Source organism: Stenotrophomonas sp. 99219_Sma, from assembly GCF_056480785.1.
Window position 1 is genome coordinate 33,180 of record NZ_CM151117.1, and the last position, 22,384, is coordinate 55,563.

Sequence of the window (22,384 nt, forward strand, 5' to 3'; positions counted from 1 at the left end):
GCGCCGCTGCGATTTGACGGCGCCGGGCGGGTAGCCGAGCATCTCCGCCCTGCGCGCGTCGCAGCGTTCCTTTCCGGTTCCACGCATGTCCGAACTCCAGCACCCGCTGCCCACCACCACGTTCCTGCCGCTGCAGCGCAAGTCGCTGGCGCGCTACGTTGCCCATGGCACGCCACCGCAGACCGCAGTGGAGCAGGCCGGGCTGATGGCCGCGCAGCTGTGCCGGACGCGCCTGCATCCGGCGGCCGAGATCGAGCGCCTGCTGCATGATGCCTGCGCGTTGTTTGCTGGCAACGAAGGCGCGGCTGCACAGCTGGCCGGGCCCGGTGGCGGTGGCCAACCGGAGCTGGATGCCTGGCTGAGCGCATTGGCCGGCCACGGCGTGCTGCTGGCACCGGCGGAGATCCTGCAGGACGTCATCGCGCAGTCGCCACGGGAGTATCCGGGCCTGGCCCTGCAGCAGGCCTGTCAGGAAACCCTGGTCGAACATGAGATCCGCTTTCCCGCCACCTTTTCCAGTGACGATGACGAGGCCACGCAGGATGAGGTTGTCGCCGAGGATGCACGGTCGGTCGAACACCATGGCCTGTACACCTCCGAGCAGGCCCGCGTGCTGCGCGCCATCGCCGCCAACCCCGATGAGCTGATCGACCTCGATGGCTATGCCGGCACCGGCAAGGGCCACCTGGTGCTGGCGCTGATGGAGGCGCGGCCGGGCCGCTACACCTACGTGGCGCCCTCGCGTGGGCAGGTGGAAGCCTTCCGCGCCCGCGTGCCGGCCAGCACTGCGGTGCGCCTGCTGACCCAGATCGAGTTCGCCAACCGCGTGGCGCAGCACGCCGCGCGCAGCGGCCAGACCGGTGGCTTCGTTGCCAGCTACCGGCGCAGCACCCGTACTCCGCGCGAGATTGCCGGCCGCATCGGCCTGCAGGGCATCGGTGGGCGCAGCCCGGAGCAGGTGCTGCTGACCGCGTTCGAGGCCATCAACCGTTGGTGCGCGTCGTCGGCCCCGGGCTTGGCGTTCCAGCATTTCGACCGTTCGGTGCCCGCTGCGATGCTCGATGTGTCGCCGTACATGGCGGCCGCCGAGCACGTCTGGCGCTGCATGTTCGACGCCGAGCTGCAGCGGGGCACGCTGCTGAGCCTCAGCCCGGCGCACATCGGCAAGTGGCTGGCGCTGCGCGGCGTCACCCCGCCGCAGGACATGGGCATGCTGCTGGTGGACGAGGCGCACGACCTGAGCCCGTCGTGGAAGCAGGTGCTGGCCACGCATGCGCCGGGCGTGGTCAGCCTGGGTGACCCGCACCAGTGCCTGACCGGTACGGTGCCGCGCTGGGCCGCGTCGAAGGTGCTGGAAATGCACCAGTCGGTGCGCCAGGGCAACCAGGTCGAGGGCCTGGTCAACCAGACCCTGGCACTGGATGGACTGGGCCAGGACAGTGGGCCGTTCGTCGGTGCCACCGACCGCGCCACCGGTGTGCTGCATTACCGCGACTGGGCGCAGGTGCCGAGCGAGGGCCTGCGCATCCATGGCAGCGTCGCCGATCTGGCCCTGGACGCGGCACAGCTGCACGCACTCGGGCTGCGGCCCTACCTGCATCCGGCATCGCTGCGCGCGCTGCGCAGCGTGCTGCAGCGGCCACTGGATGCGTGGCGCCGGCGCCGCGACAGCGCATCGGACCAGGAATGGGAGCGCTTCCTGGCCACCCAGGCCGACGAAGGGCAGGGCGCGCTGGTCGAACTGTTTGCGTCTGCCGATCGGGTGCAGTCACTGCTGCTGGCGCTTGATGACCAGGACACGCCCGCTGAAGGGCGGGTGGCGCTGTGCCTGGCCGAACACGCGAAGAACCTGCAGTTCGACGTGGTCTCGCTGTCGCCCGGTTGCTTCAGTGCGGGGCAGGGCGGGCGCATCTGGCACAACCCGGTGCGCGCGGTCTATCTGGCGCTGACCCGTGCGCGACGCCAGCTGCACGTACCGGGCGATGGCATGGAACAGCTGCAGCACACGGCGACACTGCAGGAGCAGGCCCGCCAGATGCGCAGGCGCGAGCGGCAGCAGGCCAGCGGTTACCGGCCCGCGCGCTAGCACGCGCGTCGCTGTCTGGCAGCGACACGCTGGCTCAGGTCAGCACTTGTCCTTGCGGCCCATCAGCTTGCCCAGGCGCGAGGCTTCCTCGCACTTCGGCGCGGCCACCGGTGCCGGTGCGGCCGCCGCGGCACGTGCGCGCTGCAGCTGCTGGATCTTCGCGCGGATCTGCGGCATGGCTGCCATCGCGGCCTTTTCGCCTTCCAGGATGGCGGTGCCACGCTGGCTGAAATCGGCGGCGCCGATGTCCAGCACCTTCGGGCGGATGACGATGTCGGCGCGCGCCAGTTCCTGCTCGCCCAGGCGCTGGCCCATGATCGAGATGGACTGGTTGACGATGCCCAGCATGTCGGTCGGCGCCTTGCCGCTGGCCTTGCTGGAGATGTCCACGGCGATCACGAAGTCGGCGCCGAGCTGGCGCGCGGCATCCACCGGCACCGGGCTGACCACGCCGCCATCGATGTAGTTGCGGCCGCCGATCTTCACCGGTTCGAACACACCGGGAATGCTGCTCGACGCGCGCACCGCCTGGCCGACGTTGCCGCGCACGAAGATCGCACGCTCGCCGGTTTCGAGCTGGGTGGCGACGGCGGCGAACGGCTTCTTCAGTCGCTCGGCAGGACGGTTGGCGACCTGCTCGTTGACGTAGTCCTGCAGCTTCTGGCCCTGCACCAGGCCGCCGGAGAACAGGCGCACGTCGCGGATGCTGGCTTCGTCCAGCGCGACCGCCTTGCTCTGCATCTGGAACGCGTCCATGCCGCTGGCGTACAGCGCACCGACCACGCTGCCGGCGCTGGTGCCGGACACCACGGCCGGTTCGAAGCCGTTGGCCTCCAGCATCTTGATCACGCCGATGTGCGCGAAGCCCTTGGCTGCGCCACCACCGAGGGCGATGCCGATCTTCACCGGCTTGGCCTGCGGCACCACGGTCGGCGCCGGCGGCGGTGTGGGGCGGACCGGGTCGCCACCGCAGCCGGCCAGCAGGCCGATCAGGGCGACGGACAGCAGCATGCGGGGGCGGAACAGGCTCATCGGCAGTGCGCTCGCGGCGCCGGATTCAGGAAAGGGCGCCAGCATACCGAAGCCGTGGCGGGGCGGGCAGGGTAGGAAACATCGCCCATTCATAAAGGTAGTGCCGGCCGCTGGCCGGCAATCATTGGGAACCTGGCAACGGTTCATGAGGCTGCCGGCCAGCGGCCGGCACTACCGGGATGCGCGCCAAGGTCCATGAGGCTGCCGGCCAGCGGCCGGCACGACCGGGGGCGGTCAGAACCGGTTGTCGCCGTCCAGCATCCGGCCCAGGCCGCCCAGCACCGAGCCTTCGCCGCGGTTCTGGCCACCGCCCTGCGGCGCGGCCATCCACATGCGGCCGGCCAGACGCGAGAACGGCAGCGACTGCAGCCAGACCTTGCCCGGACCGGTCAGCGTGGCCAGGAACACGCCTTCGCCGCCGAACAGCATGCTCTTGATGCCGGCCACCCGGCGCACATCCATGTCTACGGTCGGGTGGTAGGCCACCACGCAGCCGGTATCCACGTCCAGGCGCTCGCCCGCGGCCAGCTCGCGCTCCACCACGCAACCGCCGGCATGGATGAACACCCAGCCGTCGCCTTCCAGCTTCTGCATGATGAAACCTTCGCCGCCGAACAGGCCGGTCATGATCTTGCGCTGGAACTGCACGCCGATCTGCACGCCGCGCGCGCCGGCAAGGAAGCTGTCCTTCTGGCAGATCAGGCGGCCGCCATGCTGGTCCAGCTTCATTGCCAGCACGGTGCCGGGGTAGGGCGCGGCGAAGGCGACCTTGCCCTTGCCGTGGCCGCTCTGGGTGTAGACGGTGGCGAACAGGCTCTCGCCGGTCAGCACGCGCTTGCCGGCGGCCATCACCTTGCCCATGAAGCCGCCGCCCTGGTCGCCGTTGGCGGCGCCGAACACCGTGTCCATCTGCACGGTGGCATCCTTGAACATCAATGCGCCGGCCTCGGCAATGGCGCTCTCGCCGGGGTCGAGCTCGATCTCCACGAACTGCATTTCATGGCCGACGATGCGGAACTCGATGTCGTCGGCGCGGCCGCTGGCCGCGGCGGGGACCGGCGGCGGGGTGTTCGGCATGCCCGGGGCCGCGGACTGCAGTTCGGGCACCTCGGCAATCGAGGTCCACCCGCTCATGCCCTGGCACCAGGCCAGGGCGCGCGGGTTGGCCTGCGCATAACGGCGCGCGGCCTCGTCATCAAGCGGGCCGATACGCTCGGCCTGGGCGGAGGCATGGAAGTACCACTGGGTCATCGCGGCGGCTCTGCAGGGCTGGAAAACCCCGAGTCTAGCGAGGGCGTGGGGGCCGGGGCGACGCGGCCATGAACGGCAGGCATTTGCGGGGCAGGTGCTGTATTGCAACAATTATCTGGTAGCGCCGTTTTACCACCCCTCCAAACACAGCCTACCGCCATGTCTCCGACCCGCACTTCCCGTGGCCGCCTTCCGGTCGCGCGCCCCCTCGTTGCCGCTCTTTCCGCCCTGTTGCCGCTGGTAGCAGCCGCCCAGGAAACTCCCGCTGCCAAGGATCCGGTTGCCCTTGATGCCCTGCAGGTGACCGCGCAGCGCCGCGTCGAGAACGCCAAGGACGTGCCGGTCGCGATCAGCGCGATCCAGGGCGAGAAGCTCGATGTGCTGGGTTCGGCGGGCGATGACATCCGCTTCCTGGCCGCGCGCGTGCCCAGCCTCAACATCGAGTCGTCCTACGGACGTGCCTTCCCGCGCTTCTACATCCGTGGCCTGGGCAACACCGACTTCGACCTCAATGCGTCGCAGCCGGTGTCGCTGGTGTACGACGACGTGGTGCAGGAAAGCCCGCTGCTGAAGGGCTTCCCGCTGTTCGACCTGGCCAATGTGGAAGTGCTGCGTGGCCCGCAGGGCACGCTGTTCGGCCGCAACACCCCGGCCGGCGTGGTCAAGTTCGATTCGGCGCGCCCGTCGCAGGATGCCGATGGCTACGTGCGCGTCGGCTACGGCAGCTACAACAGCTGGAATGTGCAGGGCGCCTATGGCGGCCCGCTGACCGACCGCTGGTCGGCTCGCGTCTCGGCCATCTACCAGCGCCGTGACGACTGGGTCGACAACACCCGTGCCGGTGCGCCCAACAGCGGTTTCGAAGGTTATGACGAAGCCGCCGGCCGCGTGCAGTTCCTGTACGAAGGCGACGACTTCGAAGCACTGTTCAACCTGCACAAGCGCAAGCTCAACGGCACCGCCCGCCTGTTCCGTGCCAACATCATCCAGAAGGGTGGCAACGGCCTGGTCGAGAACTTCGATCGCGACAAGGTGGCCAACGATGGCGTCAACTTCTCCGACCTGGAGACCTGGGGCGGCAGCGCGCGCCTGCAGTGGAACCTCGGTTCGGTGACCCTGCACTCGATCACCGGTTATGAAACCGCCGAATCGCTCAATCGTGGTGACATCGACGGTGGCTACGGCGACGCATCGCTGGGCGCTGGCAACTATGGGCCGGGCTTCATCCCGTTCTCGTCGGAGTCGGCCGACGGCCTGCCGCACCATCGCCAGTGGACGCAGGAATTCCGCGTTGAATCCAACGAATGGGGCCGCTTCGACTGGCAGGCCGGCGTCTTCTATTTCGACGAAGACGTGACCATCAACAACTTCAACTACAACTCGTTGAAGCCGGGCAATCCGCAGACCGGCCACGTGGTGCAGAACCAGCGCAACAAGGCATGGGCGGTGTTCGCCTCGGGTGACTTCGATGTCACCGACCGCTTCAAGCTGCGTGCCGGCGTGCGCTACACCCAGGACAAGAAGGACTTCAACGCCAGCGTGCTGCAGGCCGTGCCGTTCGGCACCCCGGTCAGTGGCCCGTACCTGGCCAACACCGACGTCAACGACGTCAGCTGGGATGTCAGCGGCGTGTACAAGCTGACCGACAACGTGAATGCCTACGCCCGCGTGGCCAAGGGCTTCCGTGCGCCGTCGATCCAGGGCCGCCTGGCCTTCGCGCCGGGCCTGTCGCAGGCCGATTCGGAGAAGGTGATCTCGTACGAAGCCGGCATCAAGGCCGACCTGTTCGAGCGCCGCGCGCGCCTGGGCCTGAGCGTGTTCCGCTACAACGTTGACGGCCAGCAGTTGATCGCGGTGGGCGGCACCAACAACACCGCCACCCTGCTCAACGCTGACAAGACCATCGGCCAGGGCGTGGAGCTGGACCTGGAAGCCTATCTGGCTGACAACGTCCTGCTGACCTTCGGCAGCAGCTACAACGACACCGAGATCAAGGACAAGGATCTGGCGGTAGCGATCTGCGGCGGTGGCTGCACCATCAATGACCCGACCACCGTCATCAACGGTGGCACCTACGCACTGGTGAACGGCAACCCGCTGCCGCAGGCGCCGAAGTGGATCCACAACGCGACCCTGCGCGTGGGCTTCCCGCTCAGCGATGGCAGCGAGCTGTATGCCTACACCGACTGGGCCTACCGCAGCGCGGTGAACTTCTTCATCTACGAGTCGCCAGAATTCCGCGGCCGTAGTTCGCTGGAAGGCGGCCTGCGCCTGGGCTACAACTGGGATTACGGCCAGTACGACGTGGCCGTGTTCGGCCGCAACCTGACCAACCAGACCCGCGTGGTCGGCGCGATCGACTTCAACAACCTGACCGGCTTCCTCAACGAGCCGCGTACCTGGGGCGTGGAGTTCACCGCGAAGTTCTGATGCGGTTGCTGCGTTGATGCAATGAAGAAGGGCCGGCGCAATGCCGGCCCTTCTGCTTTACACCCATCGGTAGTGCCGGCCGCTGGCCGGCAACAATTGAACCGCCAGGCGCTTACAGCGCGCTCTGCGGGCGCACCTTCAGCACCGCTTCCTCGGCCGCGCAGTCGCGGCTGGAGTGCAGGCCGGCCTTGCGCGCGGCAGCGATCTCCTTGCGTGCGGCCAGCAGGTCCTTGTTGAACGCGGCGTTGTCATGCAGGCGGGCCACGGCGGCGGCGCCCATGAAGCGGCCTTCGAGGATGTCGCTCTGCCAGTGCACGTTGCAGACCAGGCGGCTCTCGCCGTAGTTGCGGCCGCGCGCCTGGATGGCATCGGCGCGATCCGGTGCGATCTCCGACAGGATCAGGGCCCAGGCCCAGCCGATCGAGGTGTGGCCGGACGGGTATGAGCCGTTCTTGCGCAGGCCTTCTTCGTCCTTCGGCGAGCAGGTCGGTTCACCGTTGACCATGAACGGGCGCGGGCGCTGGTAGTGGTTCTTGGCGGCCTTGGTGGCGGCGCTGGCGTCGATCCGGCTGCGCTCCAGCAGGCGGTACAGCGCCGGGGTCTTCACCGCATCGACGTCGATGTCGGCGGCGCAGGAGAAGTGGTTGGCGCCTTCTGGGAAGCCGAGTTCGGCATCGACACCGGCCTGGGCGAAGCGCGGGCTGCCACGCAGCGCGCGGGCTTCACGGCTGACCTGTTCGTCGAGGGCGAGGGCGGCCGAACCGGCCACCGGCGGTGCCGGCACCAGGTCGAGGCTGGCCGGTACCGCGCTCTTGTCCAGATAGCCCACCGCCTTGGTAGTGATGTTGGCTTCGACGGCGGTCGGCTTGGCGGCGGTGGCGGCACAACCGGCCAGGGCCGCGATGACGGCAAGGCCGAGCAGCGGGCGGGCAGGGTGGGAAATCAGCGACATGGACAGGCTCCGGAGGAAAAACATCGCGCCATGATCGCAGCCCGTATACGACACCGCAGTGGCCATCGGTCATACGGCCAGACCCGGCATGGTCATCCCGGTGATATGAAAAGCGTCATCGAGTGACGTCAGTCTCCTGAATCCGGGCGCAGCGCACGGACTTTCACGCGGCCGCGCCGCGAGCATCGGCACAACGGCAAGCACCAGGGGCCGTCCAGTTCCAGCCGGGTCGGGGGGATCCGTTGACAGAGGGAGAGAAGCGATGCGCAGCACCGCAACAGGAAGTACCGTCCTGGCCCTGCTCCTCGGGCTGGCAGCCGCGCCGGCTCAGGCGGCCGACGTGGTCGGCGTGGCCTTCGTGCATGGCACCGGCGCACAGACCAACGCCACCCAGGAGTACTGGCAGCCGGCGATCATCGACACCGTGCGCCAGGGCCTGCCGAACAGCAGCAACTACGTCGTCATCAACTGTGACTTCACCCAGTACATGTGGAAGCCGGAAGCGGCCGGCTGTCTGGCCAATCAGCTGACCGGCTTCATCGACAGCCGTGGCATCACCCAGCTGGTGGTGATCACCCACTCCAACGGCGGCAACGTGATGCGCTGGATCCTGTCCAACCCGACCTATGACAGCCGCTATCCGAAGATCATCCGCACGGTGCGCAAGGTCAACGCGCTGGCACCGTCTTCGGCCGGCACGCCGTTGGCCGATGCGGTGCTCAACGGCAACACCTTTGAAACCTCGCTGGGCTGGCTGCTGGGCTACAAGAACGACGCCGTGCGCCAGCAGCAGGTGGCGAGCATGGCCACCTACAACGCGCAGAACCTGTACGGCACCGCTGGTCGCCCGGCGCTGCCCAAACCGTTCCGTGCGGTGGTGGGCAGCGATGTGGAATCGGCGGTGTGGGACAGCAACAGTTACTGCGGTGGCTATGCCGCCAACGTCGGCCTGGAGTTCACCCAGAACTGGCTGTCGTCCTGCTCCGATGGCTTCCTGGAGTGCAGCAGCCAGAAGGCCGCCGGCACCACCTGGTTCACCGACAAGGCGCTTACCCAGGGTGCAGAACCGCTCAGCCACAACCAGAGCCGCCGCGAGTGCTTCGGCCTAGGCACCCTGCTGCGCAACGACCTGACCCAGTGAGGGAGACGACCATGACGATTCAATCCACCCTGCTGGCCGGCGCCACCCTGGCAGTGCTGTCCCTTTCCGCAGCGCAGGCCGCGGAGCCGCTGCAGGCCGCCCGTGCGGGCGATCAGGTGCCTGCCGCCCTGGTAGCCGCGCCGCTTCCCACCGATGAGAGCGAACACGCGCCACTGGCCTTTGCCTGGGCGCTGGACCCAGCACAACCGCTGCAGGCGGCCACGCCGTATGCCTCGGTCAGCCGCAGCTACTGGCAGCAGGTTGATGGCACGCAGCTGCAGCGAGGCCTGGACCTGCCACTGACGGCGCCGGATGCGGTGATCCAGCTGAGCCCGACCGCAGGTGCCCGCGCGCTGCCGGCCAACACGTTGCAGGTGCGCGACCCGGCCGGCCGCAGCAGCGTGGCGCGCAGTGTCGATGCGCGCGCGCTGCAGGACGCCGGCATGCCGGTCAGCGATGGCAGCAGCATGCTGCGTACCGGCGCGACCAGTGCCGTCGGTGCGTACACGCTGCAGAGCGCGCAGGCCCAGGGCCGCTACGTGGTGCAGGTGCTGGAGCCGAACAGCCCGCTGCGGCTGGAGGTGCAGGCCAACCAGGCCCAGGTGCTGGCCGGCGGTAACATGCAGCTGCAGGCACGCCTGCTGGAAGACGGCGCCACCACCGCGCAGCTGGCATCGCGTCGTGGTGGGCTGGGCGGTGAAGCCCTGCTGGTCGCACCGGATGGCCGCAGCTGGCCGCAGCGGTTGCTGCGAACCACCGATGGCAGCCTGCGCGCGCAGGTGCGGATCCCCGCCGATGTCGGCAGCGTGCAGGGGCTGTGGGAATTGCAGGTGTTCGCCCAGGCCGACGGTGTGCTGCGCGATGGCAAGGTCGCCTTTGCGGTGGCACGGCCGACTGCCCGCTTCAGTGGACAGGCCGCGCCGGACCCGGCCAGTCGGCAGGTGGCGCTGCCGCTGCAGGTGGCCGCCGCCGGCCGCTATGAGGCGCGGGGCACGCTGTACGCCACGGCCCGCGATGGCCAGTTGAAGCCGGTCGCACAGGCACATGCGGCCGCGTGGTTCGATGGCCCGGGCGCAGGCCAGCTGGTGCTGCCGTTCGACCAGGCCGCATTGCCGGCCGGATTCGGTGCGCCGTACGAGCTGCGCGACCTGCAGCTGCAGGACCAGAGCCGGATGGCACCGATCGAGTCGCGCGCACTGGCGTTGCGGTTCTGAGCAAAGCGGTGGCGGGCCGGAACATCCGGCCCGCTGCCCCGCCTTCCGTAGAGCCGAGCCATGCTCGGCTGCTTCTGCTCGCGGCGAACGGCAGTCGAGCATGGCTCGACTCTACAGACGGTTACGGAGAGCGATGCATCTGTCTATCCCGCGTACGCGGTCAGTCGGCCTTCCTGCTCGACCACCGTAATCGCACCGCCGAACACCGCCGACAGCGGTTCGTTGCGCAGCAGCTCGGCGCGGGTGCCATCGGCCAGTACGCGGCCGTCGCGCAGCAGCACCACCCGCTCGATCTCGGGAATGATCTCTTCGATGTGATGGGTCACCAGCACCAGGGTGATGCCCTGCTGTGCCAACACCCGCATGGTCGCCACCAGCTGCTCGCGGGCGACCAGATCCAAGCCGGTGGAGGGCTCATCCAGCAGCAGTGCCTGCGGCCGGTTGACCAGCGCGCGGGCGATCAGCACGCGGCGGGTCTCGCCGGCCGACAGCTCTGCGTAGGCGCGTTCACGCAGCGACAGCGCGCCGGTCATCGCCAGTGTCTCGCCGACGCGTGCACGCATGTCGGCGGTCACCTCGCGGAAGGCCGGTACCACGTAGCTGGCGAAGAAGCCGGACAGCACCGCCTGTTCCACGGTCAGCCCGGGCATGTCGGCCAGGTTGCTGCTGAGGTCGCCGGTGACGATGCCCAGCTGCGAGCGCAGCCGGTCCACCTGCCAGCGGTTCTGGCCCAGCACCTTCACCGCCACCGCGCCGTCGCCCTGGGCCAGCGGGTACAGCTCGCGGGTGATCAGCTTGATGAAGGTGGACTTGCCGCAGCCGTTGGGGCCGAGCAGGGCGGTGTGCTGGCCCTGCGCGATGCGCAGGCTGAGCCCGTGCAGCACCTTCACCTGGCCGCGTACCACGGTGGCGCGGTCCAGTTCGATCAAGGGGGGCAGCTCCGGCAGGGGCGGGGCGGCGGTCATGGCGCTGGCGCGTGGATCAAGGCTCGACAACTCAGGTCCCCAACTGTGAACGGTGCCTCGGATGGCGATGCAAAGCATCGCCGCAGGGATGCAGTTTGCAACGCAAGCGCCCATGATGTCTGCCATCCCCGCGTCGATCCGGAGAGCCGTCATGCCAGATGCCCTGATGTCCCTGTTGACCGGTGGTGTGCTCGGCCTGGGGTGGTGGGCCATGCTGGCGGTGCTGCTGGTCTTCACCCAGATCACCATCTTCTCGGTGACCCTGTACCTGCACCGCAGCCAGGCCCATCGCGGGGTCGATTTCCACCCGGCGCTGGCCCATGTGTTCCGCTTCTGGCTGTGGCTGACCACCTCGATGATCACCCGCGAGTGGGTGGCCATCCACCGCAAGCACCACGCCAAGGTGGAGACCGAGGACGACCCGCACAGCCCGGTCACCCGTGGCATCGGCAAGGTGTTCTGGCACGGCGTGGAGCTGTACCGCGAAGCGCGTGGCATGCGCGCGGACATCGAGCAGTACGGGCGCGGCACCCCGGATGATGCGATCGAGCGCCGCCTGTATACCCCGCATGCCACGTTGGGGCCGGTGCTGCTGTTCGCGATCAATACCGTGTTGTTTGGCCTGCCGGGCGTGGCCCTGTGGGCGATCCAGATGGCATGGATCCCGTTCTGGGCCGCGGGCGTGGTCAATGGCCTGGGGCACTGGTGGGGCTACCGCAACTACGAGTCCGCCGACACCTCCACCAATCTCACGCCGTGGGGGTTCTGGATCGGTGGCGAGGAGCTGCACAACAACCATCATGCCTTCCCCAGTTCGGCGCGCTTCGCGATGCGGCGCTGGGAGTTCGATATCGGCTGGAGTGCGATCCGCCTGCTGCAGGCGCTGCGCCTGGCCAAGGTGCTGCGGGTGGCGCCGGCCATGGACGTGCGCCCGAACATCGCGGTGCCCGATGCCGAAACCCTGAAGGCGCTGCTGTCGCACCGCTTCCAGGCGATGACCGATTACCAGCGCAATGTGTTCATGCCGGCCCTGCGCGAGGAAGCCGTGCAGGCGGGGGCCAAGCTGCGCCGCCTGCTGCCACGCCGGCTGCGCCGTGGCCTGGTCAACGATGGCCGCTGGTTGAAGCCGGACAGTCGTGCCCAGCTCAGCGAATGGGTGGCGCAGCGCCCGCGCATCCGCACCCTGGTCGAGTACCGCGCGCGGCTGGCGGCGCTGCTCGAGGCCCGCGGCCACGATGCCGCTGAGCGCCTGCATCAGTTGCAGGCGTGGTGCCGTGAGGCCGAGGAAAGCGGGATCGCCGCGCTGCAGGCCTATGCCGCACGGTTGAAGGGCTACAGCCTGGTGGGCGCGTGAGGGCTGGGTACGGGGTTCTGCTGGCGGTGCTGCTGCCGGGCGTGGCGCTGGCCCAGGTCACCGACACCACCAGCTACCTGCAGCGGATGGACAGCGATGGCGACGGCCGGGTGAGTGAATCCGAGTACGTGCAGTGGATGCTGTATGCCTTCGACCGCATGGACCGCAATGGCGATGGCGTGCTGAGCGCAGACGAGCTGCCCGGCGGCAAAGGCAGGGCGATCAGCCGCGAGCAGCAGCGGCAGGTGATCGTGCAGCGTTTCCACAAGCAGGATGCCAACGGTGATGGCGTCCTGGATGCCCGTGAACTGGCGGCACCGCCACGCTGAGCGGGCGTAGAATCGGTTCATGCCTGAACTGCCCGAAGTCGAAACCACCCGCCGCGGCCTGGCGCCGCACCTGCAGGGTCGCCGCGTGCATGGCGTGATCCTGCGTCGCGCCGACCTGCGCTGGCCGATTCCGCCGGAAGTGGCCGAGCTGCTGCCGGGGCAGCGCATCGAGGAGATCCGCCGGCGCGCGAAGTACCTGCTGCTGGATACCGCCATCGGCAGCGCGGTGCTGCACCTGGGCATGTCCGGCAGCCTGCGCGTGCTGCCCGGTGATACGCCGGTGCGCGCCCACGACCACGTCGACATCAGCCTGGACAACGGCCGCCTGCTGCGCTTCAACGACCCGCGCCGCTTCGGCAGCCTGCTCTGGCAGCCCGCCGGTGAGATCCATCCGCTGCTGCAGGGGCTGGGCCCGGAGCCGCTGGACGACGCGTTCGACGGCGACTATCTGTTCGCCCGCAGCCGTGGCCGCAGCGCGCCGGTGAAGACCTTCCTGATGGACCAGGCGGTGGTGGTGGGCGTGGGCAACATCTACGCCGCCGAGAGCCTGTTCAAGGCCGGCATCAGTCCACTGCGCGAGGCCGGCAAGATCTCGCGCGGGCGCTATCAGCGGCTGGCCGACGCGGTGAAGGAAATCCTCGGCTACGCCATCACCCGTGGCGGCACCACGCTGCGCGATTTCATCAGCCCTGACGGCGCACCGGGCTACTTCGAACAGGAACTGCTGGTGTACGGCCGCGATGGGCTGCCCTGCCCGAACTGTGGCCGCGCGCTGAAGCACGCCACCATCGGCCAGCGCGCCAGCGTCTGGTGCAGCCACTGCCAGCGCTGAGGCGGGCGGCCAGCGGCAGCTGAACGGGCAGGGTACGTCTCCGCTGCCCGTTAACGTTTGTCTGCCTATGATGGCCGACCTTCCCTCTGTGCCTGACGCGCCTGCATGCAACGACGCGACTTCATCCGCAATGCCTCCTTCGCCCTGGCTGCATTCGGCCTGCCGTCCCTGCCCGCGTGCGCGGCCAGCAAGAGCGGCCAGATGGGCCTGCGCCGCCTCGGCCAGCCGCAGCCGTTCGACTTCGCCACCCTGAAGGGCCAGGCGCGCGCGCTGGCACAGGCACCCTACAAGAGCCACAAGCGGGTGCTGCCGGGCCGCCTGGAAGGCCTGGACTGGGACCAGTACCAGTCGATCGGCTACCGCCAGGACCATGCGCTGTGGGCTGACCAGCCTGGCAAGTTCCAGGCCAAGTTCTTCCACCTGGGCCTGTACTTCCACTCGCCGGTGCGCATGTTCGACGTGGTCGACGGCAAGGCGCAGGAGCTGGCCTATGACGGCGCGGCGTTCAACTACGGCAAGAGCGGCATCAAGGACGGCGAGCTGCCGGCCGATCTGGGCTTCGCCGGCTTCCGCCTGAACACCCGCAAGGACACCGACCGCGACTTCGCGGCCTTCCTCGGCGCCAGCTACTTCCGCGCGGTCGGCAAGGAAGGCCAGTACGGCCAGTCCGCGCGCGGCCTGGCGATCGACACCGGCATGGGCAAGCCGGAGGAATTCCCGGACTTCATCGCCTACTACCTGGAGCAGCCGTCGGCCGATTCGGAGACGATCGTGGTCTACGGCCTGCTGGATTCGCCCAGCGTGGCCGGTGCGTACCGCTTCGCCATCACCAACGGCGACGTGCTGCTGATGGATATCGACAGCGCGCTGTACCCGCGCAAGGCGATCGAGCGGCTGGGCATCGCCCCGTGCACCAGCATGTACCAGGTGGGCGAGAACGACCGCCGCATGGCATGGGACTGGCGCCCGGAGATCCACGACACCGATGGCCTGTCGCTGTGGACCGGTGCCGGCGAATGGATCTGGCGACCGCTGCTGAATCCGCGCAACCTGCGCTTCAACATGTTCGTCGACCGCAACCCGCGTGGTTTCGGCCTGCTGCAGCGCGACCGCAACTTCGACCACTACCAGGACGACGGCGTGTTCTACGAGAAGCGCCCCTGCCTGTGGGTGGAGCCGAAGGGCGAATGGGGCGAGGGCTCGGTGCAGCTGGTGGAGATTCCCACCGTGGACGAGACCTTCGACAACATCGTGGCGTTCTGGAACCCGAAGGAAAAGCCGCAGCCGGGCCAGGAGCTGCTGGTCGGCTACCGCCTGTACTGGGGCGCCGAGCCGCCGGCACGGCCGCCGCTGGCGCACTGCGTGGCCAGCCGCACCGGCCTGGGTGGCGTGGTCGGCAAGAAGCGCGAGTATTTCAGCTGGCGCTTCGCGGTGGACTTCGAAGGCGGCGAACTGGCCAGGCTGATCGACAAGGGCGAGGTCGAGGCCGTGGTGGAAGCCAGCCGTGGCCGGGTCGAGATCGTGTCGGCGCGCCCGCTGCGCGAGATCAACGGCTACCGCGCGATGTTCGACCTGGTGCCGCCGGAAGGCAGCACCGAGCAGATCGACATCCGTCTGTTCCTGCGCAGTGGCGGCAAGACCCTCACCGAGACCTGGCTGTACCAGTACACCCCGCCGCCGGCAGGTGCGCCGGAGCGCACGCTGTACTGAATGGATGCGGCCCGGTGCCGGCTACACGCCGGCACCGTTGTTTCAAGGCTTGCTGTCGGTGGCGTGCGACTGGGTCGGCACACCCACTTCCACCGTGCCCCGGCGGATCTTCATCCAGGTTTCGTCCTGCCAGCGTTCGTACTGCTTCGGGTCCCAGTACTTCGGGTCGTAGAGGCGATCGGCCTTGATGGTGCGGGAGATTCCGCCGTCCATGTACACGATGTCGACGTTGTTGGACATCGAGCCGACGCGGCTGCCGGTCATCTCGCGGCGCCCCTTTCTGAGCACTTCGGCCATGCGTGGGCGCGCGACTTCGTCACCATACTCGGCGCGCAGCGCGCTTGCCTGCGCGCGCGCCGCATCATGCTGCTCCAGCGGCAGCGTGGCCCAGTACTCGTTGCGCAGCTCGACGAACAACGGATAGCCACGTTCGGCCGCCACCTCCATCCAGGCATAGGCCATGACCGGATTGCGCGGCTGCTCTACCCCGTACCAGTACATCTCGCCGAGGTAGCCCTGGGCAGGCTTGTCCGCATACCGCGCGGCCAGCCGGAAGTTGTCCATCGCGCCGTTGACATCGTTGCGACGCAGCGCGTTGACGCCCCATTGCCGGTACATCATGTCCGGGTGGCTGTCCATGAAACCGGCGCCGATCACCGCCGCATCGTCTTCACCTGACGGGCGCTCGGCCGCGGTGGCCAGCAGGTGCAGCAACAGCAGCGGCAGCAGCAGGAGGGCAGAGCGCATGTCGGACGTCCAGTTCGGCAGCAGGGGAGCCGCAGCCTAGGCGCGACAGCGCTTGCTTGTAAACCGCTGGAGGTCATGGCGCACCGGCGCGCCTGCTACAGCGGCAGCGGCGCCTGCGCCGGATCGATCCGCCCTTCGCCGCGGGTAATCTTCTTGAACTCCGCGCGGCTCACCGACACGTAGCGGTCGTTGCCGCCGATCTCCACCTGCGGGCCGTCCTGCACCGCGTGGCCATGCTCGTCCACGCGCACCGTCATCGTCGCCTTCTTGCCACTGTGGCAGATGGTCTTGATCTCCTGCATCTCGTCGGCCCAGGCCAGCAGGTATTGGCTGCCCTCGAACAGCTCGCCGCGGAAGTCGGTGCGCAGGCCGTAGCACAGCACCGGAATGCGCAGCTGGTCGACCACTTCGCTGAGCTGCCAGACCTGGGCGCGGGTCAGGAACTGCGCCTCGTCCACCAGCACGCAGCCCATCGGGCCGTTGGCTGCCAGATCCTGCTCGACCCAGCGCTGCAGGTCGGTATCGCGGTCGAAGGCCATGCCGTCCGCACGCAGGCCGATCCGCGAGGCGACCACGCCGGCGCCGGCACGATCGTCCAGGCGCGGGGTCAGGATCGCCACCCGCATGCCGCGCTCGCGGTAGTTGTGGGCGCTCTGCAGCAGGGTGGTGGTCTTGCCGGCGTTCATCGCCGAATAGTAGAAGTAGAGCTTGGCCATCGACGGATTGTACGCCGCAGCCCCGCTTTGCCGAAGCCGTTCAGCAACCCCACCGGCGGCCCGCTGTGGTCGTCACCCGGCCCCGCTACAATCCCCATCCCATGCACGGTCTCAATCCCCCCCAAGCCGCCGCCGTCCTGCACATCGAAGGTCCATTGCTGGTGCTCGCCGGCGCGGGCAGCGGCAAGACGCGTGTGATCGTGGAAAAGATCGCCCACCTGATCGGCTGCGGCCGCTATCCGGCGCGCCGCATCGCGGCGATCACCTTCACCAACAAGTCGGCGAAGGAAATGCGCGAGCGCGTGGCCAAGCGCCTGCGCGAGCAGGACGCCGACGAGGTGACCATCTGCACCTTCCATGCGCTGGGCCTGAAGTTCCTGCAGATCGAGCACGCGGCCGTTGGCCTGAAGCGCGGCTTCTCGATCTTCGATGCAGACGATGCCGCTGCGCAGATCAAGGACCTGATGTACGGGGCCAAGCCTGATGACATCGAGGACATGAAGAACCTGGTGTCGCGCGCGAAGAACGCCGGCCTGTCGCCCGAGCAGGCGATGGCCGCCGCGCGCAGCAATCGCGAGAAGGAAGCGGCCAGCGTCTACGAGCGCTACCAGCTGCGCCTGACCGCGTTCAATGCGGTCGACTTCGATGACCTGATCCGTCTGCCGGTGCAGATCCTGGAAGAGAACCCGGAGATCGCGCTGGCCTGGCGTGAGCGCATCGGTTACCTGCTGGTGGACGAATGCCAGGACACCAACGATGCGCAGTACCGGCTGCTCAAGCAGCTGGCCGGCGACAAGGGCAACTTCACCTGCGTGGGTGACGATGACCAGTCGATCTATGCCTGGCGCGGCGCCAATCCGGAAAACCTGCAGCAGATGGGGCGCGACTATCCCACGCTGGAGATCATCAAGCTGGAGCAGAACTACCGCTGCTCCAACCGCGTGCTGCGCGCGGCCAATGCGCTGATCGCCAACAATCCGCACGAGCACCTGAAGAAGCTGTGGAGCGACCAGGCCGACGGCGAGCGCATCCGCGTGTGGGAGTGCCGAAACAGCGAGCACGAAGCGGAAAAGGTCGCCGCCGAGATCGCCTTCGTGGCGCAATCGCGCAATGTACCGTGGAGTGACTTCTGCATCCTGTTCCGCGGCAACTTCCAGTCGCGCCCGCTCGAAAAGGCGATGCAGCTGCTGCGCATTCCGTATCACCTGACCGGCGGCACCATGTTCCTGGAACGCCAGGAAGTGAAGGACACGCTGGCCTGGTTGCGGCTGCTGGTGAACCCCGACGACGACACCGCGTTCATGCGTGCGGTGCAGTCGCCCAAGCGCGACGTCGGTGCCGGCACGCTGGCCAAGCTGGCCGAGCTGGCGCAGGAAAAGGACATGCCGATGGCACAGGCCGCCGAGGCGATTGGCGCCCTGCAGCAGTTGCCGCCGCGCGCGGCCAACAGCCTGGCGCGCTTCACCGACATCCTGCGCGACCTGCGCGCGCAGATGCGTCAGGTCACCTCGGGCGACATGATCCGCAAGGTCGCCAAGGAATCCGGCCTGCTCAGCGAACTGCGCCAGCAGGCCAAGGAAGAGGCAAGTTACCAGCGCCGTGCCAACAACATCGAGGAACTGGCGCAGTGGTTCGAGGGGGGCCCGCGCGGTGCCACTGCCGCCGACCTGGCCGGCCAGCTGGCGCTGCTGTCGCGCAGCGACAAGGACGAGGGCGGCAACCAGGTGCGCATGATGACCATGCACGCCTCCAAGGGCCTGGAATTCCCGTACGTGTTCATCGTCGGCTGCGAGGATGGCGTGCTGCCGCACCAGGTCAGCCTGGACGAGGGCAACCTGCAGGAAGAGCGGCGCCTGCTGTACGTGGGCATCACCCGCGCCAAGATCCAGTTGTGGATGAGTTACAGCAAGCTGACCCGCAAGTTCGGTGAGCACGTGCGGTTGAAGCCGAGCCGGTTCTTCGAGGAGATTCCGGCGGAGGAGATCCAGCGCGATGGTGCTGATCCGGTGGCCGATGCGGTGCGCAAGAAGGAACGGGCGAGTGCGGGGTTGGCGGCGATCGAGGCGCTGTTCGATTGACCGGCGAACGGCGCAGCCCCTCGTGGCTGCCGCCGTTCGCAGCGCATTCGTGGTGGGCCGGGCGGGTGGGCTGGTCGGGACACGCCGTAAACCCGTCCATGGGGGCTCGGCCGCGGCATCCATGCCGCGGACGGTCCCGCCCAGCCCACCCGCCCGGCCTCTGACAGGTTCCGTGCGCGCCAGCCACGGAAAAGAAAAAAGAAAATCAAAAGCAACAGCCGGGGGTTGAGGCAGAATCGGGGTTTCGGCTGGAGGTCTGCGCGTGCATCCCATTGAAAGTGAACGCCTGCGCCTGCGTGCGATTGAACCTGATCGCGATGCGGCGCCGATGCTGGCGCTGTTGAATGATCCGGGCTTCGTGCGCTTCATTGGTGACCGCAATGTGCGCAGTGAAGAACAGGCGCGTGAGTACATCGCGCTGCGGGTGCTGCACAGCTATGCGTTGAATGGGTTCGGCATGTATGCCATCGAGCGGTTGTCCGATGGGGCGTGGCTGGGCAATGCCGGGCTGGTGCGCCGCGATGGCTTGCCGGGGCCGGACATCGGCTACGCGGTGCTGTCTGAATTCGCCGGGCAGGGCTATGCCGGTGAGGCGGCGCGGGCGGTGTTCGCGCATGCGCGCGCTGAGCTGGGCCTGCAGGATCTGTACGGCATCACCGATCTGGACAACGTGGTGTCCGGGAAGATCCTGCTGGGCCTGGGCATGCAGGAGCGCGGGGTGATCCAGTTGCCGGGCATCGAAACGCCCAGCCGGCTGTACGCCACCTTGGGTGCGGCTGACGTCGGGTAGTGCCGGCCGCTGGCCGGCACAGTAGCAGCTGACGGTCGGCACCCACCATCAGCCGCGCAGTTCGGCCAGCTGCGCCTGCAGCTCGGCCACGGCCGCTTCCAGCTGGGCCACGCGCTCGGCCAGGCCCGGATCGGCCGCGTCGCTGCCACCGCCGCTGCTGGCGTATTTGGCCGCAAGCGCCGCGCCGTCCACTTCACCGCACAGCAGGTGCATGTAGCGGTCTTCGCGCTGGCCGCTGGCGCGCGGCAGTACTACCAGCAGCGCGCGCTGCTGCAGGCGCTCGATGGCGTGGCGGGCTTCGTCGGCGTCGGCGAAGCGGTGCAGGCGCTCGCTGCGCGTGACCAGTTCGCCCAGGGTCTGCGGCCCACGCAGCAGCAGCATCGCCAGCAGAACGGTCTGCTGCCGGGTCAGGTCCAGCGCGGCCTGCAGGCGGTGCTCGTAACGGTCTGCACGGGAGGAGAAGTGCTGGCGGGCCAGGCCCAGTGTTTCCAGCTGGCGCAGCGCGTGCTGCACGCTGCCGGCATCGACGTTCATCACCGGCTCGCGGGCGGTCTTCTGGTTGGCGGCCGATTGGGCGGCGTTGACCGTCAGCGGATAGGTGTCCGGGGTGGTTGCCTCCTTCTCCACCAGGCAGCCCAGCAGGCGGGCCTGCACGGCGTCGAGCAGGGGGACGTCGGGGGTCTGGGTGGAATCGGTCATGGCGGCCTCCGGAAGGGCAACGGGTCAACCGCCAAGCATAGCCGTCCCGGGACCGCCTTTGCCGGTAAAATGCGCCGGTATATCTGATTGCCGGTGAATCCATGCGTCGTCCCGTTTCCCTGTCCCTGACCCTGCTCGCCACCGCGGCGCTGGGCCTGTCCGCCTGCAAGCGCGTGGATGCGCCTGCCGCCGAAGCCGCTGCACCGGAGGCCCCGGCCGCCGCTGCCAAGGCCGACGGCGCGCTCGATGCCACTGCCAACGACAATCTCAATGCGGTGCTGTGGATGCAGCGCGCGCAGGAGTACAAGGCGATCACCGAGCAGACCTACCGTGCCGCCGCCGACCACCTGGATGCCGCGCTGAAGGAAGCCCACTGGGATGCGCTGGTGCCGGAAGAACGCGGCAACGAGGCCAAGGGCCTGAAGCCGGCGGTGGTGCTGGACGTGGATGAGACCGTGCTGGACAACTCGCCCTACCAGGCGCGCCTGGTGCGCGACGGCAAGGAATACGACGAGCTGACCTGGGACCAGTGGGTGGCCGAAAAGAAGGCCAAGGCCATTCCGGGCGTGGTTGATTTCGCCAAGGCCGCCAACGCCAAGGGCGTGACCCTGCTGTACATCTCCAACCGCGCCGTGCACCTGAAGGACGCAACCCTGGCCAACCTGCGCGAGCAGGGCCTGCCGGTGGCCGATGACAGCGTGTTCCTGGGCCTGGGCACCGTGGTCGAAGGCTGCGAGCAGGCCGGCAGCGAGAAGAACTGCCGCCGCCGCCTGGCCGGGCAGAAATACCGCGTGCTGATGCAGTTTGGCGACCAGCTGGGCGATTTCGTCGAAGTGACCGCCAACACCAACGACGGTCGTGACGCGCTGCTGCAGCAGTACCACGACTGGTTCGGCGAGCGCTGGTGGATGCTGCCGAACCCGACCTACGGCGGCTTCGAGCCGGCGCAGTTCAACAACGACTACAGCCAGTCGCGCCAGGCCCGCCACGACGCCAAGCGCGCTGCGCTGGACTACGCGCCGTGAGCCGCGCGCCGCTGCCGCTGCGCGATGACGAGCGCCTGATCTTCGCGCTGGACGTGCCGGACCGCGTGCAGGCGCTGGAGTGGGTCGAGCGCCTCGGCGACAGCGTGGCGTTCTACAAGATCGGCATGGAACTGCTCGCCTCCGGCGAGTACTTCCAGGTGCTGGACGAGCTGGCCCGCCGCGACAAGCGCGTGTTCGTCGACCTGAAGTTCTTCGACATCCCGGCCACCGCCGCGGCGGTGATCAAGCGCCTGTCGCAGTGGCCGGTCAGCTACGCCACCATCCACGGCTGGCACCCGGCGATGATGGAAGCCTGCGCCGCCGCCAACAGCAGCGACATGCGCCTGCTGGCGGTGACCGTGCTGACCTCGATGGGCCGCCCGGACCTGGCGCAGATGGGCATCGACCGTGAGCCGGTGGACGTGGTGGTCGAGCGCGCGCTGGCCGCGCAGGCGGCCGGCATCGATGGCGTGATCGCCTCGGGCCAGGAAGCCGGCCCGATCCGCGCCGCTACCGGCGCCGGGTTCTCGATCGTCTGCCCGGGCATCCGCCCCGGTGGCCCGGTCGGCGATGACCAGAAGCGTACCGTTGGCGTGGCCCAGGCCTTTGCCGATGGCGCCGATGCCATCGTGGTCGGTCGCCCGATCCGCCTGGCCGCCGATCCGCAGGCTGCGGCCCGGGCCATTCAGCAGGAAATCGCGTCGGCGTTGGCTACGCGCTGAGATTCCGCTGCGCAGTCTGCAGGCCCGAACGCCATCCCGACCCGCGCGGGATGGCGTTTTTGCATCCGCCGAAGGACCGGTTGTGCCCGAATCGCCGCAAAACCTGCCGTAGATTTCATGGCCCCGGCGCAAGGCATCAGGCTAATCAATAAAATCAATGATTTATATGACACTACGTGAAGTGTTGCCTTAACTTGAGCGGCAGCGTAGGATCGCCGCCATCCGGTCCTCGGACCGGACATGTGCCACAACACTGTCCACCGGCCCTGCGCCGGCTTGAAGAGCCTGTGATCCTCGTGATTCCGGCTCTT

The 22,384-nt window shown here is 68.2% G+C and carries 19 protein-coding genes; 12 read left to right on the top strand and 7 right to left on the bottom strand.

Going from position 1 to position 22,384, the window contains the following annotated elements; genetic code table 11:
- Window positions 1–85 precede the first annotated feature (85 nt).
- Window positions 86–2,086, top strand: a complete 2,001-nt coding sequence (locus ACZK13_RS00155) for a hypothetical protein (RefSeq protein WP_253143503.1) — start codon at window positions 86–88, stop codon at window positions 2,084–2,086.
- A 39-nt stretch (window positions 2,087–2,125) separates the two neighbouring features.
- Here the strand turns inward: ACZK13_RS00155 and ACZK13_RS00160 are convergent, their stop codons facing one another.
- A complete protein-coding gene (locus tag ACZK13_RS00160) occupies window positions 2,126–3,118 on the bottom strand; it encodes a patatin-like phospholipase family protein (protein ID WP_019337382.1) in 993 nt (330 codons plus the stop codon).
- Between the two features lie 234 nt (window positions 3,119–3,352).
- Window positions 3,353–4,369, bottom strand: coding sequence for a TIGR00266 family protein (locus tag ACZK13_RS00165; protein ID WP_032129262.1), 1,017 nt, complete (start codon window positions 4,367–4,369; stop codon window positions 3,353–3,355).
- Between the two features lie 159 nt (window positions 4,370–4,528).
- On the opposite strand from ACZK13_RS00165, the gene ACZK13_RS00170 reads away from it, so the two are divergent.
- A complete protein-coding gene (locus tag ACZK13_RS00170; protein ID WP_032129261.1) occupies window positions 4,529–6,799 on the top strand; it encodes a TonB-dependent receptor in 2,271 nt (756 codons plus the stop codon).
- 112 nt (window positions 6,800–6,911) lie between these two features.
- On the opposite strand, the gene ACZK13_RS00175 is transcribed toward ACZK13_RS00170, so the two are convergent.
- Window positions 6,912–7,751 carry an acid phosphatase gene (locus ACZK13_RS00175; RefSeq protein ID WP_049399001.1) on the bottom strand — a complete coding sequence of 280 codons (840 nt, stop codon included), beginning with the start codon at window positions 7,749–7,751 and terminating at the stop codon, window positions 6,912–6,914.
- Window positions 7,752–8,013: 262 nt separating this feature from the next.
- Between ACZK13_RS00175 and ACZK13_RS00180 the strand changes: the two genes are divergently transcribed.
- Both ACZK13_RS00180 and ACZK13_RS00185 read left to right on the top strand, forming a co-directional pair.
- Window positions 8,014–8,892 (top strand): hypothetical protein, encoded by an 879-nt coding sequence (locus ACZK13_RS00180; RefSeq protein ID WP_180837737.1) that lies wholly within the window; start codon window positions 8,014–8,016, stop codon window positions 8,890–8,892.
- 11 nt (window positions 8,893–8,903) lie between these two features.
- The gene (locus tag ACZK13_RS00185; protein WP_180837738.1) at window positions 8,904–10,106 is read left to right on the top strand and encodes a DUF4785 domain-containing protein; all 1,203 of its coding nucleotides are present in this window, start codon (window positions 8,904–8,906) and stop codon (window positions 10,104–10,106) included.
- 143 nt (window positions 10,107–10,249) lie between these two features.
- Here the strand turns inward: ACZK13_RS00185 and ACZK13_RS00190 are convergent, their stop codons facing one another.
- Window positions 10,250–11,071 carry an ABC transporter ATP-binding protein gene (locus ACZK13_RS00190; protein WP_100467667.1) on the bottom strand — a complete coding sequence of 274 codons (822 nt, stop codon included), beginning with the start codon at window positions 11,069–11,071 and terminating at the stop codon, window positions 10,250–10,252.
- Window positions 11,072–11,222: 151 nt separating this feature from the next.
- Here ACZK13_RS00190 and ACZK13_RS00195 point away from each other — a divergent pair, with 151 nt between their 5' ends.
- The 4 genes from ACZK13_RS00195 (at window position 11,223) to ACZK13_RS00210 (ending at window position 15,296) form a co-directional block, all read left to right on the top strand.
- A complete protein-coding gene (locus ACZK13_RS00195) occupies window positions 11,223–12,425 on the top strand; it encodes a DesA family fatty acid desaturase (protein WP_032128677.1) in 1,203 nt (400 codons plus the stop codon).
- Window positions 12,422–12,754 carry an EF-hand domain-containing protein gene (locus ACZK13_RS00200; RefSeq protein WP_180837739.1) on the top strand — a complete coding sequence of 111 codons (333 nt, stop codon included), beginning with the start codon at window positions 12,422–12,424 and terminating at the stop codon, window positions 12,752–12,754. The genes ACZK13_RS00195 and ACZK13_RS00200 overlap by 4 nt, the downstream gene beginning before the upstream one ends.
- Before the next feature lie 19 nt (window positions 12,755–12,773).
- Window positions 12,774–13,586 carry a bifunctional DNA-formamidopyrimidine glycosylase/DNA-(apurinic or apyrimidinic site) lyase gene (mutM, locus tag ACZK13_RS00205; RefSeq protein WP_049422377.1) on the top strand — a complete coding sequence of 271 codons (813 nt, stop codon included), beginning with the start codon at window positions 12,774–12,776 and terminating at the stop codon, window positions 13,584–13,586.
- Window positions 13,587–13,691: 105 nt separating this feature from the next.
- Window positions 13,692–15,296, top strand: coding sequence for an OpgD/OpgG family glucan biosynthesis protein (locus ACZK13_RS00210; protein ID WP_253143504.1), 1,605 nt, complete (start codon window positions 13,692–13,694; stop codon window positions 15,294–15,296).
- A gap of 42 nt (window positions 15,297–15,338) precedes the next feature.
- Here the strand turns inward: ACZK13_RS00210 and ACZK13_RS00215 are convergent, their stop codons facing one another.
- Entirely contained in the window at window positions 15,339–16,043 is a 705-nt protein-coding gene (locus tag ACZK13_RS00215) for a sel1 repeat family protein (protein WP_478482139.1), read from the bottom strand.
- Between the two features lie 95 nt (window positions 16,044–16,138).
- Entirely contained in the window at window positions 16,139–16,759 is a 621-nt protein-coding gene (locus ACZK13_RS00220; protein WP_008264720.1) for a thymidine kinase, read from the bottom strand.
- 101 nt (window positions 16,760–16,860) lie between these two features.
- Between ACZK13_RS00220 and ACZK13_RS00225 the strand changes: the two genes are divergently transcribed.
- Window positions 16,861–18,837, top strand: coding sequence for a UvrD-helicase domain-containing protein (locus ACZK13_RS00225; RefSeq protein WP_253143505.1), 1,977 nt, complete (start codon window positions 16,861–16,863; stop codon window positions 18,835–18,837).
- Between the two features lie 262 nt (window positions 18,838–19,099).
- The gene (locus ACZK13_RS00230) at window positions 19,100–19,627 is read left to right on the top strand and encodes a GNAT family N-acetyltransferase (RefSeq protein WP_049422378.1); all 528 of its coding nucleotides are present in this window, start codon (window positions 19,100–19,102) and stop codon (window positions 19,625–19,627) included.
- Between the two features lie 48 nt (window positions 19,628–19,675).
- Here ACZK13_RS00230 and ACZK13_RS00235 read toward each other — a convergent pair whose 3' ends face one another.
- Complete coding sequence (locus ACZK13_RS00235) at window positions 19,676–20,326, bottom strand: YceH family protein (RefSeq protein ID WP_032128686.1); 651 nt, start codon at window positions 20,324–20,326, stop codon at window positions 19,676–19,678.
- Window positions 20,327–20,427: 101 nt separating this feature from the next.
- Between ACZK13_RS00235 and ACZK13_RS00240 the strand changes: the two genes are divergently transcribed.
- Window positions 20,428–21,351, top strand: coding sequence for a 5'-nucleotidase, lipoprotein e(P4) family (locus tag ACZK13_RS00240; RefSeq protein ID WP_032128687.1), 924 nt, complete (start codon window positions 20,428–20,430; stop codon window positions 21,349–21,351).
- The gene (pyrF, locus tag ACZK13_RS00245; RefSeq protein WP_253143506.1) at window positions 21,348–22,073 is read left to right on the top strand and encodes an orotidine-5'-phosphate decarboxylase; all 726 of its coding nucleotides are present in this window, start codon (window positions 21,348–21,350) and stop codon (window positions 22,071–22,073) included. Before ACZK13_RS00240 ends, pyrF begins: the two co-directional genes overlap by 4 nt.
- Window positions 22,074–22,384 lie beyond the last annotated feature (311 nt).